The organism is Robertmurraya korlensis NBRC 107688, assembly GCF_001591645.1.
Lineage (GTDB): Bacteria > Bacillota > Bacilli > Bacillales > Cytobacillaceae > Robertmurraya_A.
Window position 1 is genome coordinate 141436 of sequence record NZ_BCVH01000010.1, and the last position, 15164, is coordinate 156599.

At 39.4% G+C, this 15164-nt stretch carries 16 protein-coding genes and 1 pseudogene; 11 read left to right on the top strand and 6 right to left on the bottom strand.

Going from position 1 to position 15164, the window contains the following annotated elements; genetic code table 11:
• Nucleotides 1-2: 2 nt before the first annotated feature.
• Nucleotides 3-302 carry a cytosolic protein gene (locus BKO01S_RS14710; RefSeq protein WP_066055447.1) on the bottom strand — a complete coding sequence of 100 codons (300 nt, stop codon included), beginning with the start codon at nucleotides 300-302 and terminating at the stop codon, nucleotides 3-5.
• Nucleotides 303-354: 52 nt separating this feature from the next.
• Nucleotides 355-621, bottom strand: coding sequence for a DUF3055 domain-containing protein (locus tag BKO01S_RS14715; protein WP_066055450.1), 267 nt, complete (start codon nucleotides 619-621; stop codon nucleotides 355-357).
• Nucleotides 622-798: 177 nt separating this feature from the next.
• On the opposite strand from BKO01S_RS14715, the gene BKO01S_RS14720 reads away from it, so the two are divergent.
• The 3 genes from BKO01S_RS14720 (at nucleotide 799) to nucF (ending at nucleotide 3435) form a co-directional block, all read left to right on the top strand.
• Complete coding sequence (locus tag BKO01S_RS14720) at nucleotides 799-2100, top strand: EAL domain-containing protein (protein WP_066055453.1); 1302 nt, start codon at nucleotides 799-801, stop codon at nucleotides 2098-2100.
• 42 nt (nucleotides 2101-2142) lie between these two features.
• Entirely contained in the window at nucleotides 2143-2580 is a 438-nt protein-coding gene (gene hepT, locus BKO01S_RS14725) for a type VII toxin-antitoxin system HepT family RNase toxin (protein WP_066055456.1), read from the top strand.
• A gap of 90 nt (nucleotides 2581-2670) precedes the next feature.
• The gene (gene nucF, locus BKO01S_RS14730; protein ID WP_066055459.1) at nucleotides 2671-3435 is read left to right on the top strand and encodes a 5' nucleotidase NucF; all 765 of its coding nucleotides are present in this window, start codon (nucleotides 2671-2673) and stop codon (nucleotides 3433-3435) included.
• A 61-nt stretch (nucleotides 3436-3496) separates the two neighbouring features.
• On the opposite strand, the gene BKO01S_RS14735 is transcribed toward nucF, so the two are convergent.
• Nucleotides 3497-3997 (bottom strand): phosphatidylglycerophosphatase A family protein, encoded by a 501-nt coding sequence (locus BKO01S_RS14735; RefSeq protein ID WP_066055462.1) that lies wholly within the window; start codon nucleotides 3995-3997, stop codon nucleotides 3497-3499.
• 194 nt (nucleotides 3998-4191) lie between these two features.
• Between BKO01S_RS14735 and yutH the strand changes: the two genes are divergently transcribed.
• The 4 genes from yutH to thrB all read left to right on the top strand — a co-directional run bounded on the left by yutH (nucleotide 4192) and on the right by thrB (nucleotide 8636).
• Entirely contained in the window at nucleotides 4192-5193 is a 1002-nt protein-coding gene (yutH, locus tag BKO01S_RS14740) for a spore coat putative kinase YutH (RefSeq protein ID WP_066055466.1), read from the top strand.
• Between the two features lie 168 nt (nucleotides 5194-5361).
• A complete protein-coding gene (locus tag BKO01S_RS14745; RefSeq protein WP_066055469.1) occupies nucleotides 5362-6654 on the top strand; it encodes a homoserine dehydrogenase in 1293 nt (430 codons plus the stop codon).
• A 3-nt stretch (nucleotides 6655-6657) separates the two neighbouring features.
• Nucleotides 6658-7719, top strand: coding sequence for a threonine synthase (gene thrC / locus BKO01S_RS14750; protein WP_066055472.1), 1062 nt, complete (start codon nucleotides 6658-6660; stop codon nucleotides 7717-7719).
• Nucleotides 7716-8636 carry a homoserine kinase gene (gene thrB, locus BKO01S_RS14755; RefSeq protein WP_066055476.1) on the top strand — a complete coding sequence of 307 codons (921 nt, stop codon included), beginning with the start codon at nucleotides 7716-7718 and terminating at the stop codon, nucleotides 8634-8636. The genes thrC and thrB overlap by 4 nt, the downstream gene beginning before the upstream one ends.
• Before the next feature lie 43 nt (nucleotides 8637-8679).
• Here thrB and BKO01S_RS14760 read toward each other — a convergent pair whose 3' ends face one another.
• Nucleotides 8680-8916 carry a NifU family protein gene (locus BKO01S_RS14760; RefSeq protein WP_066055479.1) on the bottom strand — a complete coding sequence of 79 codons (237 nt, stop codon included), beginning with the start codon at nucleotides 8914-8916 and terminating at the stop codon, nucleotides 8680-8682.
• A 145-nt stretch (nucleotides 8917-9061) separates the two neighbouring features.
• Between BKO01S_RS14760 and BKO01S_RS14765 the strand changes: the two genes are divergently transcribed.
• The 3 genes and pseudogenes from BKO01S_RS14765 (at nucleotide 9062) to BKO01S_RS14775 (ending at nucleotide 12592) form a co-directional block, all read left to right on the top strand.
• Nucleotides 9062-9379, top strand: coding sequence for a YuzD family protein (locus BKO01S_RS14765; RefSeq protein WP_066055482.1), 318 nt, complete (start codon nucleotides 9062-9064; stop codon nucleotides 9377-9379).
• Between the two features lie 16 nt (nucleotides 9380-9395).
• Nucleotides 9396-11168: pseudogene (gene recQ, locus BKO01S_RS14770) on the top strand (DNA helicase RecQ); the annotation flags it as partial.
• Nucleotides 11169-11302: 134 nt separating this feature from the next.
• Nucleotides 11303-12592 (top strand): globin-coupled sensor protein, encoded by a 1290-nt coding sequence (locus BKO01S_RS14775; RefSeq protein WP_066055488.1) that lies wholly within the window; start codon nucleotides 11303-11305, stop codon nucleotides 12590-12592.
• 45 nt (nucleotides 12593-12637) lie between these two features.
• On the opposite strand, the gene BKO01S_RS14780 is transcribed toward BKO01S_RS14775, so the two are convergent.
• Entirely contained in the window at nucleotides 12638-13702 is a 1065-nt protein-coding gene (locus BKO01S_RS14780; protein WP_066055493.1) for an NAD(P)/FAD-dependent oxidoreductase, read from the bottom strand.
• Nucleotides 13703-13962: 260 nt separating this feature from the next.
• Between BKO01S_RS14780 and BKO01S_RS14785 the strand changes: the two genes are divergently transcribed.
• Entirely contained in the window at nucleotides 13963-14202 is a 240-nt protein-coding gene (locus BKO01S_RS14785; protein ID WP_066055496.1) for a YuzB family protein, read from the top strand.
• 31 nt (nucleotides 14203-14233) lie between these two features.
• Here BKO01S_RS14785 and BKO01S_RS14790 read toward each other — a convergent pair whose 3' ends face one another.
• Nucleotides 14234-14926 carry a DUF2225 domain-containing protein gene (locus BKO01S_RS14790; protein ID WP_066055499.1) on the bottom strand — a complete coding sequence of 231 codons (693 nt, stop codon included), beginning with the start codon at nucleotides 14924-14926 and terminating at the stop codon, nucleotides 14234-14236.
• Nucleotides 14927-15164: the final 238 nt, after the last annotated feature.

Consider the following 15164-nt stretch of genomic DNA (forward strand, 5'->3'; position numbering starts at 1 on the left):
CGTCATTTTTCGTCCATAGTTTGATTCTGCTTATAAGGGATCTGAGTATCCCTGGTAGGGTCATCATGTGTTGGATGTGCCCCGTCCATTTGTCTAGGAAGCCCTTCATGAAGCGTCTTATTTTCGTAGTTGAAAGCACTATAAGAACGCAATTCCGTCGCTCCTGCAGGTTCCTTTTTCCCTTGTAGAGGCTCGTTAGCCTTGTAAGGAGAGCCATATGGACCTTCTGGTGTTTGTTGAGCAGGAATATAACTTCTCCCAACCTCTACATTTGAAAAATCAGTATACTTCTCATCACTCATGCCTTTCACCTCTCTCCTTAGTATGTGAGAGGATGAAGAAAGCATTCAACGCTTAAATTAATTCCATTAAAAAGGAACGTAATTCTTCCGCATCTTCCTCAGAAAGCTGGTAGGCGTATTCTAAATATCCTTCTTCCTTTAAATCGTCTGGGCCAATGATGGCGAATCGACTACCTTGAATATCAAGAACGACATGTTTGCCATAATATCTATCTGATTGAATAATGGCTAAGTCAAATCGAGTGTTTTCACCCATAAAGCTTACGAAGCGTGTTTTTGTATTAACTAGTTCATCGTATAAAAAGAAACGATCTCCCAACCTAGTCACCCCTTTGTCTCATTGTACGCACTATTAACATCTTAACAGAAGTGACAAGCCCATACTAGATGCATACTCTGAAGAGAAATATAGAACAGGAAAAACGTCTCATTTTTCCTAAATTATGATACAATGGAAATAGTTTTCATCGCGAACTTCTGAGAGGAATGAGACGAAATGGCATGGACCACGAAGTCATTAAAGAATTTTTTACAGTGGAGAAAGGTAGTCTGGCCACTAAGATCCATTCGATTTTATCCGCCACAATTCGTCATAAGAGACCCAATTATTCAGGGGGTACAAAAATCCTTTAATCAAGGGCATGAAGTGGCTGTTATAGTGTTTAACATTTCTAATATGAAAGACATTTATGAGCAGTTAAGTGAAAATCAATATATAGATTTTATTAAAAAATTGAAGATGAATTTTCAATTAGTGATTCAAGGACAGATTGAAGATAAGGATCTGCTTTTATTGCATGATTACCACAGTGATGGAATCACGTTATTCCTCAAGGTAGATCATGAGCAACATTGTATATCTGAAATCGATCAGGTGATGAAAAAGGTCTTAAGGGAAGCAGAAAGAAGAGTATGCCACCAGTTTCCTACCTTGAAAATACAGTTTGAATCAGGCTATATGTTCGTTGAAAAGAAGCAATACTCCATTCAGGAAGCTATTTTAAAGGCCGGTCAGCAAGCATTAGCGATGGCAGAAAAGCGAGTACAAACCGAGTTCAATGAGCTTCTTTATAGCCTGAGTAGAATTGTAGCGCAAAAAAATATTATTCTCCTAGCCCAACCGATTTTTGATGTGGCCACAAAGGAAATCCGTGCATGGGAAATGCTAACAAGAGGACCAAAGGGTACGGAATATGAAAACCCATTGCATCTATTTTCGATTGCACGACAAACAGGAATGTTATATGACCTCGAGTTAATTGTTCTAGAGAAAGTACTCGAACAAATTAACGATACAGGCTGTACCCACGATATTTTTATAAACTTTACCCCGATTACGGTAGGGAATCAAAAGTTTCTTCGTGATCTAAAGAATTTGATGGGGAAGTACAAAAAAATCGCTCCAACTCAAATTACGATTGAAATTACAGAGAGAGATTCCATTGATGGAATGGAATACTTTATTTATAATATAAACCTTCTAAGAAATTTAGGATTCCGGATTGCTGTGGACGATACGGGTGCAGGTTATGCCTCATTAAATACCATTAGTGAAATTATGCCTGATATCATAAAAATTGACCGTTCAGTTATTCAGGATATTGACAAAAACTCAGTAAAAGAATCTATGCTTAAGGGCCTTCTTCTTGTTGCCCGTGAGGCTGGGTCTCTTGTTGTCGCTGAAGGAATTGAAAGCGAAGAGGAAGCCTCTGTTTTATCTAGAAATCGAGTCGATTTAGCACAAGGATACTTATTTGCTAGGCCAGCTTCGTTAATGCATGGACTAGCATCTGTATAACGGATAAAAATTTGTGCTAAATTTGAAAAGGAGCTGACCAACTTGTACTTTGTTGATAGAGAACTGATCGAGGAAAGACTGATTTATTTAGAAAAGCAAATACAGCAGTTTGAAGGAAAGAATGACTGGAAGACTCCACTTGAACAGGCAGCGCTTGAGCGAGTTACACAAATGATGATTGAATCTATACTTGATGTCGGAAATGCGATGATCGATGGATTTATCATGCGTGATCCCGGAAGCTATGAGGATATTATTGATATTCTTGAAGATGAAAAGGTTATTTCAACGGATATGAGCCAAGACCTAAAAGTGATGGTTCAATATCGTAAAACACTCGTTCAGGATTATACAAGGATTAATCATGAAGATGTGAAGAATACATTTTCTCGAATCCTTCCTTCTGTTAAGCTTGTTGCCGAGCGTGTAAGAGAGTACTTAACGAACGAACTCGGTCCAGTCACTGCATTCAAAAACTAAGCGAAGCCTCTAATTAATGAGGCTTTTTGTGTTTTCCATCTGTTTGGTGCAGAATAATGATAATAAAATAAAGGTAGAGGAGTTAAAAATATGAAAAAATATAAAGGCTATCTAATCGATCTTGATGGCACAATGTACAGGGGAACAGAATTAATCCAAGAGGCTGCGGACTTCGTAAAACAGTTAAAGGAGCAAAATATTCCCTATTTATTTGTAACCAATAATTCCTCAAGAACGCCTAGTCAGGTAGCGACAAAGCTGCGTGATTTTGGGATTCCAACAACTGATGACCAGGTATTTACAACCAGTATGGCTACAGCAAACTATATCTCCAAGCAAAAACAAGACGCAACTGTGTATTGTATAGGGGAAGAAGGACTTCAAACCGCATTAGCTGAAAAAGGATTCGAGCAAGCTGAGAGGGATGTTGACTATGTTGTATGTGGAATTGACCGTGACATTACATATGAAAAGCTTGCAACAGCTTGTATAGCGGTTAGAGCTGGGGCAACCTTTATTTCTACGAATGCCGATATTGCGATCCCGACAGAGCGTGGATTGCTTCCTGGCAATGGCTCTCTCACCTCAGTAATTGCCGTCTCAACCGCAACAAAGCCGATTTTTATTGGAAAGCCAGAGGCTATCATTATGGAGCAAGCACTTGAGGTGCTAGGGACTAGGAAAGAGGAAACTATCATGGTAGGAGATTACTATGACACGGATATCCTCGCTGGAATGAATGCGGGCCTAGACACGTTACTGGTGCACACAGGTGTCACGACGAAGGAACTATTACAAGGATACGAAAAGCAACCAACCTATTGTCTAGACTCATTGGACCAGTGGGAAGTATAAACATAAAGAAGGGGACGAACATTCATGTTCATCCCTGTCCTTTTGGTAGCTTTTCTGTGTGTCATTCCGTATTCTGCGCACGATGTGCTAATCGGCTGGAAGCAGCAGCCGCAACCGCTCCAACAATATCATCTAAGAAGGTGTGGCATTTCCCAGAGGATTTATCATTGAGGTCTTTTAATATCCCGGGTTTTAATTTATCAATATACCCGTAGTTCGTGAAACCGATGGAACCGTACACATTTACAATGGAGAATGCGAGAACCTCGTCAACCCCGTAGAGACCCTCATCCACCTCAATAATGGACTGCAAAGGTTCCTCCATAAGTTTTTTTTCAGCCATTATGTCTAACTGAATACCTGTTAAAATGGCATTTTGGACCTCTCTCTTTGAAAGGACACGTTCCACATTTTCAATGCAGTCTTTCATCTGTAAATCAGGATGGTATTTTTCCTGTAGAAAATAGACAAGGTCAGCAATATCTTGAACTTCCACGCCTCGCTCGTGTAGCCATTTACGTGCTGTTTCTTCTGTTAGACTCATCTTCTTCTCTTCAGCCATTCGCTTCACCTTTTCTCTCTCATTTTCACTATATATATAACTATATCATCAAAATTATGCACAGAACTAATTTCACGTGCACGGTCTACCTTTGAAGCATTTGCCTCTTTGCTCTCCCTTATGCAACAAAACACAAGTTTTCTATTCCATGAACATATACATAAGTAGTAAAGTGAACGAAAGAGGGTGTATGTATGCTTCAAGAAATACTAAGTGAACATTTCCAACTTCAATTAGAAGAGCCACTATCGGTGGGGCGTTACGAGTCGGGGAGAATAAAAGATCAATTATATATGCTCGTACCCGTAAGCTCTCTCCCGGAGGATGATATATCTGAGCTAATGCAGCTCTCTACACATGTTATGAATCAAGGTGATAGACACGCTTGTCAATTTTTACAAAAAGATTCTGGTCAATGGTTACTTGAGAGTCAACAAGCAAAGTACGTGGTGCTTGTTTGTCATATGTCAACAAATAGGAACCAACAACATATGGGCCGGAAACTATCTAAGTTCCATTACAGGGGAAGAACGGTGAATTTCCAAACGAATAAAATCAACCGAATGGGAAAGTGGAAGCAATATTGGGAACAACGTTTAGATCAAATGGAACGGGTATGGAACGATATGCTATATAAGCAGCCAGACCATGAATTTGAACGATTGTTTTTAGAAGCCTTTCCTTATTATATGGGGCTTGCTGAAAATGCTATTCAATATTTAGTTGATACAGAGCTAGATGAAGACCCCCAAGCGGTTGATAGTGGAACCATTTGTCATGTTCGGTTTACCAAACATACATGGGGAAATCAAATCTATATAAAAAATCCGTTTGAATGGGTATTTGATCACTGTAGTCGAGATTTAGCTGAATGGACAAGAGATCGGTATTTTACAAATATAAAGCTGTATGAGCCTGAGGTAAACCAGTTCTTTAAGGATTATCAGACAGTGATGCCACTCTCTTCGTTCTCTTGGCGGTTAGTGTATGCTCGGTTGCTATTCCCGCTACATTTCTTTGATAATGTAGAAAATTATTATATCACCAGCTCCGAACAAGAGAAAAATAGCCTGCAAGACCGCTTTATCAAAAGCCTTGATCAAACAAAGGAGCATGAGGATTTCTTAACGTCCTTTTATCAACTTGCAGAGGTACCGGTCCGAAGAATGAAGATTCCGAAGTTGGATTGGCTATAAGATAAAAAAATATATTTCTCAAAATAATCAAATAATATAAGGGATTAAGCGTTTGCAAACAATAGATATACACAAATTAACCCTTGTAATATTAAGCCCCTCCATCTATAATGTCTACTATACACAAACAACTGTTCATTCCAGAAATACACGTAGGAGGGGAAAAGAATGAAAGCTATCTCAATTGGATTACTAGGTTTAGGCACGGTCGGTACGGGTGTAGTAAAGATTATTGAGAACCATCAAGATAAGCTCATGCACCAAGTTGGCTGTCCTGTTCAAATAAAAAAAGTATTAGTAAAAGATATCGATAAGCAAAGGGATGTAAGTTTAAACAGAGAAATGTTAACAACAGACCCGAGGGATATACTACAAGATTCAGAAATTGATGTGGTTATCGAAGTGATGGGTGGTGTAGAGGAAACAAGACAACATCTCTTATCCGCTCTAAATAATAAAAAACATGTGGTGACAGCAAACAAGGATTTGATGGCTCTCCATGGTTCAGAGCTACTCACCGCGGCATCTGATAATGGCTGTGACTTGTTTTATGAAGCAAGTGTAGCAGGTGGAATTCCTATCTTAAGAGGGTTGGTAGATGGATTAGCATCTGATCGTATTACGAAGATGATGGGGATTGTTAACGGAACAACTAACTTCATCCTAACTAAGATGGCACAGGATGGAAGTGCGTATGAAGAGGTGCTTAAGGAAGCACAAGATCTTGGGTTTGCTGAAAGTGATCCTACTTCAGATGTTGAAGGGCTTGATGCAGCTAGGAAGATGACCATTCTTTCGACACTTGGCTTTTCAATGAAAATTGATTTAGATGATGTAAAAGTAAAAGGAATTACCGATATAACTGAGGAAGACTTAGAGTATGGAAAACAGCTTGGATACACAATGAAGCTGATTGGAATCGCCGATCTTGACGATGATAAAGTCGAGGTAAGTGTTCAGCCAACCTTCTTAGTAGATTCACATCCACTAGCATCCGTTCACAACGAATACAATGCGGTATATGTCTACGGGGAAGCGGTTGGGGAAACGATGTTTTACGGACCAGGTGCAGGAAGCCTTCCAACAGCGACAGCAATCGTTTCAGATCTTGTTGGAGTAATGAAAAACATGCGTCTTGGTGTGAATGGTACAAGCGCGGTAACTCCTCAATACAAGAAAAAACTAAAAGAGGCACATGAAATCAGATCAAAGTATTTCTTGCGTCTTCTAGTAAAAGATGAAGTGGGTGTATTTGCCAATATCACTTCTATTTTCTCAGAAAACCATGTAAGCTTTGAGAAGATTCTCCAGCTTCCAGTGAAGGAAAAAGGCTTAGCGGAAATTGTGTTAGTCACACATCATGCTTCTTTACAGGATTACGAGGATATTTTAGTAAAATTAAGAGACTTAGAAACAACAAAGCAAATCAAGAGCTCGTATCGAGTGGAAGGGAGTAAGTAAAACATGAGGTGGCAAGGATTAATACACGAATATAAAGAGTTTCTTCCTGTAAGTGAGAACACTCCGAAATTAACATTAAACGAAGGAAATACTCCGTTAATTTACCTTGAGAATTTGTCAAAAGAATGGGGAGTAGAGCTTTACGTTAAAACAGAGGGAACAAATCCAACAGGTTCATTTAAGGACCGTGGAATGGTAATGGCCGTTGCCAAGGCGAAGGAAGAGGGTAGTGACACAGTTATTTGTGCTTCTACAGGAAATACCTCTGCTGCTGCCGCGGCTTACGCAGCAAGAGCTGGAATGCGTTGTATTGTTGTTATTCCTGAAGGCAAGATTGCAATGGGGAAGCTTGCACAAGCAATCATGTACGGAGCAGAGATTATCTCTATTGAAGGAAACTTTGACCAAGCATTAGCTATGGTTCGTAAAATTAGTGAAACAGAACCGGTTTCATTAGTAAACTCGGTAAATCCTTACCGACTTGAAGGTCAAAAGACAGCTGCATTTGAAGTATGTGATCAGCTGGGTGGAGCTCCAGATATTTTGGCTATTCCTGTAGGGAATGCTGGGAATATTAGCGCGTACTGGAAAGGCTTTAAGGAATATCACGAGGCTAAGGGAACAACCCTTCCAAAAATGCATGGGTTCGAAGCAGAAGGGGCAGCAGCAATCGTTCATAACCGAGTGTTTGAAAACCCTGAAACAATTGCAACCGCGATTCGTATCGGAAATCCAGCTAGCTGGCATTTAGCTTCTGCTGCTGTTGAGGAGTCGGCTGGGAAGATTGACGAAGTAAGCGATGAAGAAATTTTGGCTGCTTATCAAAAGCTTGCATCTACTGAAGGTGTATTTGCAGAGCCTGCATCATGTGCGTCTATCGCTGGTGTGTATAAGCAATTGCAGAATGGCACAATCGCTAAGGGTAGCAAAATTGTTGCCATCTTAACAGGAAATGGATTGAAGGATCCTAATACAGCGATCGAATGCAGTCCAATTAAGCCAGTATCATTACCAAATGATGAGGAAGCAGTTGCTAACCATATTCGAGGGGTTGTTCATCAATGATTGAGGAAGCTGTACTTTTTATCGATGTACCAGCAAGTACGGCCAATTTAGGACCTGGTTTTGATTCTGTCGGGTTAGCACTAAACCTCTACTTATCACTAGAAGTGGAAAAATCCGAGAAATGGCAAATTGAGATGTTGTCAGAAAAGCTTGAGGTATTTCCGAAGGACGAAACAAACTTTATTGTTTCGACTGCCATCGAAATTGCCAAGACACACGGAAAAAGTCTATCTCCATGTTCCATTAAGATGAAAAGTGATATTCCTTTAGCGAGAGGTCTTGGTTCAAGTGCTGCAGCAATTGTTGCAGCTATTGAACTGGCTGATCATGTTGGAGAACTAGGCTTTTCCAAAGAGGAGAAGATGAAAATTGCTTCTGTCATGGAGGGGCATCCAGATAATGCAGGTGCAGCTCTTTATGGAGGTTTGATCATTGGAACTCAAATCGGTGATGAGGTTGATTTTTTAACGTATAAGGACCTTGCCTTTGATATTGTCATGGTTGTACCAAAAGAAGAACTTCTGACAAAGGCTTCTAGAGGTGTCTTGCCTTCGGAGCTATCATACGGGTCAGCTGTTCGTGCTAGCTCTGTATCTAACGTGTTAGTGGCGGCTCTTTTACAAGGCAATTTAAAGTTAGCTGGTAAAATGATGAGCAAGGACTTGTTTCATCAGCCTTACCGAAAATCCTTAGTACCTGAGCTCGAGCAAGTAGAAGACTTAGCACGTCAATACGGTGCCTTTGGGGTTGCTTTAAGCGGAGCTGGTCCAAGTGTCATCTGTTTTGTAGAGAAAGGACTTGGACAAGAGGTAATCTCTCGTATGGAGCCATATTTACCTCATGTATCGTTCTATTCCTTAGAAATAGACAATGACGGAAGCCGAGTACAAAAAAAGGTAAAGAGACTTGAAAAATAAGAAAAAGCGATTTCGAAAGAAATCGCTTTTTCTTCAATTTGAATTAGAAAACTTGTTCTACTTCAACTACGCCTGGAACTTCCTCTAATAGAGCGCGCTCGATCCCAGCTTTTAACGTGATTGTTGAACTTGGGCAGCTGCCGCATGCACCTAACAAACGAAGCTTAACAATTCCATCCTCAACGTCTACTAATTCACAGTCCCCACCATCACGAAGAAGGAAAGGACGTAATTTATTTAATACTTCTTGTACTTGTTCCAACATTTCTTGCTCTGCCATTTAAATCGCTCCCTTCATACCCCTTATTATAATCATTTTAATTAAAAAAATCTATTGGAAATACTCATATCCAAAAATCGTTAAACATGTGTGTTCTCCTTTTTTATCATGTAAAATAGACATAGTGAGTAAAGGGGGAAGGAACATGATTGAGCTTGTAGTGTATGGAGCAGAAGTACTTTGTCCAAGCTGTGTGAATTTACCGTCTTCAAAAGAAACCTACGAGTGGTTGGAAGCGGCTATCGGAAGGAAGTTTCCAAACCAACCATTTCAAATAAGTTATGTTGATATTTACCAACCACCAAATGATGAAAAAAAGCAAGCCTTTGCTGAACGTGTCATAGAAGAAGATATGTTTTATCCTGTTGTTGTCCTAGAGGACGAAGTGGTAGGGGAAGGAAACCCGAAACTAAAGACAATCTTTGGGGCAATGGAGAAGCACGGATATAAGGCAAGCAAATAGAGAGGAGACCCGAGTTTTGTTCGATCAAGCAATTCAGTTACTCCAATCCTACTTTGGATATTCTACCTTTCGAAAGGGTCAAGAACAGATCATTCAAACGGTCATTAACGGAAATGACGGGATTTGTATTATGCCGACAGGTGGAGGTAAATCCCTTTGTTATCAGATTCCAGCCTTACTTTTTGAAGGAACAACAATCGTTATTTCACCTTTGATTTCTCTAATGAAGGATCAGGTCGATACGCTTCTTCAGGTAGGTGTTTCTGCCACCTATATTAATAGCTCGTTAACACAAAAAGAGATACAAGAAAGGTTAACCGGCGCAAGGGAAGGCAAATACAAACTTCTATATCTTGCACCGGAACGCCTAGAATCTAGTGATTTTCAGCAAAGCCTGCAAATGTTACGTATTCCGTTTATTGCAATTGACGAGGCTCACTGTATCTCACAATGGGGTCATGATTTTCGTCCGAGCTATTTGCAAATTCAAAGGTTTATTAAGAGCCTACATGATAAACCAGTCGTTCTAGCATTAACAGCCACTGCGACTCCTCAAGTAAGAGAAGACATATGTAAAACCTTAGACATTAGCGATGCCAACAGTGTTATTACAGGGTTTGAACGTGAAAATTTAAGCTTCTCGGTCGTAAAAGGCCAGGATCGGTATGCTTATATAAAGAGCTATGTTAAGAAAAATAGTAAAGAAAGTGGCATCATCTATGCAGCCACGAGAAAAATGGTGGATCAGCTGTATGACCGACTAAAAAAAGAAAAAGTAGCAGTCACCCGGTACCATGCTGGGATGAGTGACGAGGAACGCAATTCAGAGCAGGAGTTATTCTTAAAAGACGAAAGTAGCGTTATGATTGCTACCTCAGCCTTTGGGATGGGGATAGATAAATCCAATATCCGATATGTGCTTCACTTTCAGCTTCCGAAGAATATGGAAAGCTATTATCAGGAAGCTGGGCGTGCGGGGAGAGATGGACTTAAAAGTGAATGTGTCGTTCTATATTCCCCTCAGGATGTTCAAATTCAGCGGTTTTTAATCGATCAGTCGGCTGATCGTAGCCGTATGAATCAGGAACTCGAAAAGCTTCAATCGATGATCGACTATTGCCATACAGAAGCATGCTTACACTCTCATATTCTTGAGTATTTTGGTGAAGAAGAGACGACCGATTGTAGGCGATGCGGGAACTGTAAAGATGAAAGAAAAAGCGTGGATGTAACCAAGGAAGCACAAATGATTTTATCATGTATCATTCGTATGGGGCAGAAATATGGAAAAAACCTAGTAGCACAAGTATTGACCGGATCGAAAAATAAAAAGGTGTTTGACTTTCGATTTGACCAGCTAAGTACGTATGGGATTTTAAAATCAAAGAATGCAAAAGAAGTTAGTGAGGAAATTGAATTTCTTATTACTCGTGAATTGATTGGTGTGGAGCATGGAGCTTATCCAACCATTTTTGTCACACCTGCTGGAAGAGAAGTGTTAGTAGGGAATGAGAAAGTACTTAGAAAAGAAGCTGTAAAGATTAGCAAGATTACTGAGGTGGACAACCCTCTGTTTGAAGAGCTTCGTGCAAAGAGAAGAAGTTTGGCAGAGAAAGAAAAAGTTCCACCGTTTGTCGTATTCTCGGATGCAACCTTAAAAGATATGTGTGCAAAAGTACCGCAAACACCTGAAGAATTTTTAACTGTTAACGGTGTAGGGCAAAATAAATATAGCAAGTATGGAGATGAGTTTCTGGAGGTCATTCGAAACTTTTTTAGTAAAGTACCTGTTCAATAAAAAAGGTAGCTATATGGTTACCTTTTTTGTCTTTTATTCGAGAACATTCAAATTTGCTCTCTTTCTTTTTGAAACACATAATGAATACTGTGGTTCTTATTACCTAAGACATAGGAGGTATTTTTGTGTTTTTTAAAAAGAAAGATATGGTTTTTAAAGCTGATATGCGGTACTCAGATGCCGAGCTAGAAATTGCTCTTCCTAACAAGGAATTGCAAGAAAGATTACGATTTATGGGTTTTCATACCGAACATTTACAAATATTACGTGAGACAAAGCCGGTGATTGCTCCATTATTAGATGAGTTAATCACGAAGGTGCTAGATCACTTATTTACTTTTCCTATTCTATCGAACATTGCTACAACACAGACAACGAGGGATCGTTTATACCAAGTGTTTATTCAATATTTCCAAAGCTTGGTAACAGGAAACTTAAACGAAGACTATTTTTCAATGAGAAGTCGCATTGGGTTATCCCATATGAGAGGACAGTTACCGGTTGAATGGTTTTTAGCCACGTATTCAGCACTAAACACCCTACTCATCCCTAAGATTGTTGAGGCCCTTCAAAAGAATCCAGAAATACTAAGTAAGGTGTTGACTGCATTAACTCATGTAATCAATTTGGATTCACAGCTCATTGTATCGAGTTATATGGGAGCGAGAATTAATGAGTTACAAGAGTTGAACTCTGCAAACGAATTGTTGAGAAGAGAACTTACAGCAATGAGTCAGGAAGTGGCTTCATCTGTCGAGGAGACAGAGGCTTCCATTAACGAAACAAATCAAAAGGCAAAACGCATTCGAGAAGAAACAGAATCGACCCAAAAGAGCAGCAAAAATCTCCTCGGCTTGACGAATTTTAACCAGATTCAAATGGAAGAAATGGTAATAACCTTTAATGGTGTGCTAGGAGAAGTAGGTACGTCTCTAGAGGGAATTGAAGTATTAAAAGGGATTTCGGACCAGATTATTCAAATGGCTAAAGGAATAGAAGAGATTGCCGACCAAACGAATTTACTCTCCTTAAACGCATCGATTGAGGCAGCAAGAGCGGGAGAAGGGGGCAAAGGCTTTGCGGTTGTTGCAACGGAAGTACGAAAGCTAGCGGAAAACTCCAAAAAGTTGAGTGCAGAAATTAAAGTATTAATTAACGAGAGTCACCAACAAATTACGGATCTATCTCAACGGTTAGATTCTATGAACGATTCAACCCAAGCATCACAGCTCAAAATACAAGAGGTCAAAAGTGGTCTTATAACGGTAAAAATGGAAATGGAACAATATCTACAGTTGTTTGACCGAAATAAATTGGATTTGGATACAATCGTTTCATCAATTCAAGAGATTAATGAAACGACTACCAACCTTGCACATTTGGCTAACGAATTATTAAGTAAATCAGAGGAATAACAAAAGTCTCTCCTACAAACTTAGGAGAGACTTTTCAGTTTAGTTTTACCCATTATGATATTTATACATCCAAAGAATACCTGATTTTAATAATCTAGCAACACGGCCGGTGATAGGACGTTCGGCAACTAATCCGAAGCCATGCTTTTTACCCAGAGAGCCGAGAACACCCTTTAATTTAATAACAGGCATGGTTTCAGGAAGAGGTTCATTTGCCCATCTTTTTAATAGGATTTGGACGATTTGTTCCGCTTGGCCTTCTGCTAATTGAGCACTAGGGGCGTGTGGAAGACTTGCACAATCTCCAACGACATACACATGTTCATTAGTAGGCAAATTGTGATGGACAGTTAACACTACTCGACCTTGATGATCCTTTTCAACATCCAAATTTCGAATAATCTCTACAGGCTGAATGCCAGCAGTCCATACAATCGCATCTGAGTGTAGTGGCTCATCGTGATTGTATAGTAGATTTTCTTCCACCTTTGTTATATGTGAATTGTTAACAATTTCAACACCGTGATTATCAAACCAATTCTCCACATACGTTCCTAAACGAACAGGGAAGGCAGATAAAATATGATTGCCACGGTCGAATAGCTTTACCTTTAAATCAGGTCTACTTTCATTTAATTCACTTGCTAGTTCTACCCCACTTAAGCCAGCCCCAACAATACTTACTACCGAACCTGGGGACAGGTTGTTTAATGCTTGATACGTTGTTCTAGACTTTTCAATGGATTGAATGCTATACGTATAACGATCCGCACCTGGAACATTGTGGTATTTGTCTTCGCAACCTAGTCCAATAACTAAATCATCATAAGTGATCTGATCGTTATTCACAAGAACGGTTTTCTCTTCAAGGTTAATCAATTTAACCTCTCCATATTTAATCGTTAGCCTTGGATGTTCTGGGAAAGCGACCCTCACATGCTGATCAGAAATGGTACCAGCTGCAAGAGCATAATATTCGGTTTTTAAGCAGTGATAAGGAATTTTATCAACTAGCGTGATGGTTACATCGTCAGGAAGTTGAGAGGGTAATAAGCGTGCGAGTATTCTCATTCCCCCGTAGCCTCCGCCGAGAATAACGAGATTCTTCATAATTAATTTCCCCTTTTTCTCTACAGTTGAGTTGCTATTCTCTTTTATAAAAACGTTTGCAATATGATGACATATTACAATGATAAATCGATAGAAAAAGATTTAATATGATACAAAACACCATAAAAAGTATAACGAAATTGTGACAAAACCACAACACATTCAGTACAATTTCTTGACAATTTAAATTTATGGAAGGAAACTAGCTACTTGCACTTTTTTGTTGGACAAGGTACATTAGCTTTGTAGAGGTGGGAGAAATGATAAAACCAATTATAGAGTTTTGTATAAGCAATTTAGCAAGCGGGGCTCAAAAAGCACTTGAGCAACTCGAAAAGGATTATGACCTAGATATTATTGAATATGGGTGCCTTGGCTATTGTGGCAAATGCGCATCAACATTGTATGCACTAGTAAATGGCGAAGTCGTTTCTGGAGATACGCCTGATGAGCTAGTGGAGAATATCTATCGTTATTTAGAAGAGAATCCAATGTTTTGAATACAAAAAAGGGTCCAGCAACTGGACCCTTTTATATTTTTGCCTTTTGATTTTCACGTATTTCTTGCCAGCGATCTCTTGCCATCTCAACGATTTTTGCCTCGTTATAACTTCCTTGCTTTTCAATTACCTTTGAAAAATATTTTACTGCTTGATCTATCTGGCCCGTTCGTCTAGATAACTCGGCAATCATATAAATAAGCCGGAGTTCAGTCATCTGTGTACCACGATAATCATCAGTGATATAAGCTTCCATATACTCATCGACAGCAAGCTTCATAAATCGTTGCTCTTGCTCGGAATCTAGTATGGATCGGTAAATCCAAGCAAGCCTCATATATAACCCTGCAATTGATACATGCTTTTCTTTTTTCAACGTTCCGCAATAGGCAGCAAGTTTTATTGTATTGGCTGCTTCTTTATACGTCCTTGTCTCACCAAAGCTACGTGGAAGCCACTGTTGGGCAATTTTTGAATCAATGGTCTCCTTGCTACCTGGTGGAAAGTAAGGAGCAAAATCATCTGTAAAAGAAAAGCCACATTTCGGACATACGGCTACAAAATAAAGGTTAGGATCATTTTCTATGTTTTCATATGTAGGGGCAAAGTCAGTATCGTAGGACTTTACTACTACAAAACGTGAGCGAAGCTTCTTAGTCGTAAACTTGGTTTTACACATCATACATTCACATTTTTTATCATAAAGCGGCTGTAGTTCAGTCATAATCACACACACCCCTTTGTTTTTTTAACGGTTAATATAATACTATTGTACCTTATTATTCGGGATAAAAGAACTATGAAAACTTTATATTTGGAAAGAAGGAGGCTTAGCGCCTAGGGTATTTCAGTATTTAGTGGAATAAGGGCATAATTAGTCATTTAGAGCATGCTATTTCCAGTAACTAGTAGAATCAATGGGCTAAATCGTCATTTAGAGCACGTTATTTCCAGTAACTAGT

Excerpts from the sequence above, each read along its gene's own strand:
- BKO01S_RS14735 (WP_066055462.1), bottom strand. The coding sequence starts at position 3,997 with ATGGCTGAAGAGAAGAAGATGAGTCTAACAGAAGAAACAGCACGTAAA.
- nucF (WP_066055459.1), top strand. The coding sequence starts at position 2,671 with ATGAAAAAATATAAAGGCTATCTAATCGATCTTGATGGCACAATGTAC.
- BKO01S_RS14760 (WP_066055479.1), bottom strand. The coding sequence starts at position 8,916 with ATGGCAGAGCAAGAAATGTTGGAACAAGTACAAGAAGTATTAAATAAA.
- BKO01S_RS14780 (WP_066055493.1), bottom strand. The coding sequence starts at position 13,702 with ATGAAGAATCTCGTTATTCTCGGCGGAGGCTACGGGGGAATGAGAATA.
- BKO01S_RS14710 (WP_066055447.1), bottom strand. The coding sequence starts at position 302 with ATGAGTGATGAGAAGTATACTGATTTTTCAAATGTAGAGGTTGGGAGA.
- BKO01S_RS14720 (WP_066055453.1), top strand. The coding sequence starts at position 799 with ATGGCATGGACCACGAAGTCATTAAAGAATTTTTTACAGTGGAGAAAG.
- BKO01S_RS14785 (WP_066055496.1), top strand. The coding sequence starts at position 13,963 with ATGATAAAACCAATTATAGAGTTTTGTATAAGCAATTTAGCAAGCGGG.
- BKO01S_RS14745 (WP_066055469.1), top strand. The coding sequence starts at position 5,362 with ATGAAAGCTATCTCAATTGGATTACTAGGTTTAGGCACGGTCGGTACG.
- BKO01S_RS14790 (WP_066055499.1), bottom strand. The coding sequence starts at position 14,926 with ATGACTGAACTACAGCCGCTTTATGATAAAAAATGTGAATGTATGATG.
- thrC (WP_066055472.1), top strand. The coding sequence starts at position 6,658 with ATGAGGTGGCAAGGATTAATACACGAATATAAAGAGTTTCTTCCTGTA.
- BKO01S_RS14765 (WP_066055482.1), top strand. The coding sequence starts at position 9,062 with ATGATTGAGCTTGTAGTGTATGGAGCAGAAGTACTTTGTCCAAGCTGT.
- thrB (WP_066055476.1), top strand. The coding sequence starts at position 7,716 with ATGATTGAGGAAGCTGTACTTTTTATCGATGTACCAGCAAGTACGGCC.
- yutH (WP_066055466.1), top strand. The coding sequence starts at position 4,192 with ATGCTTCAAGAAATACTAAGTGAACATTTCCAACTTCAATTAGAAGAG.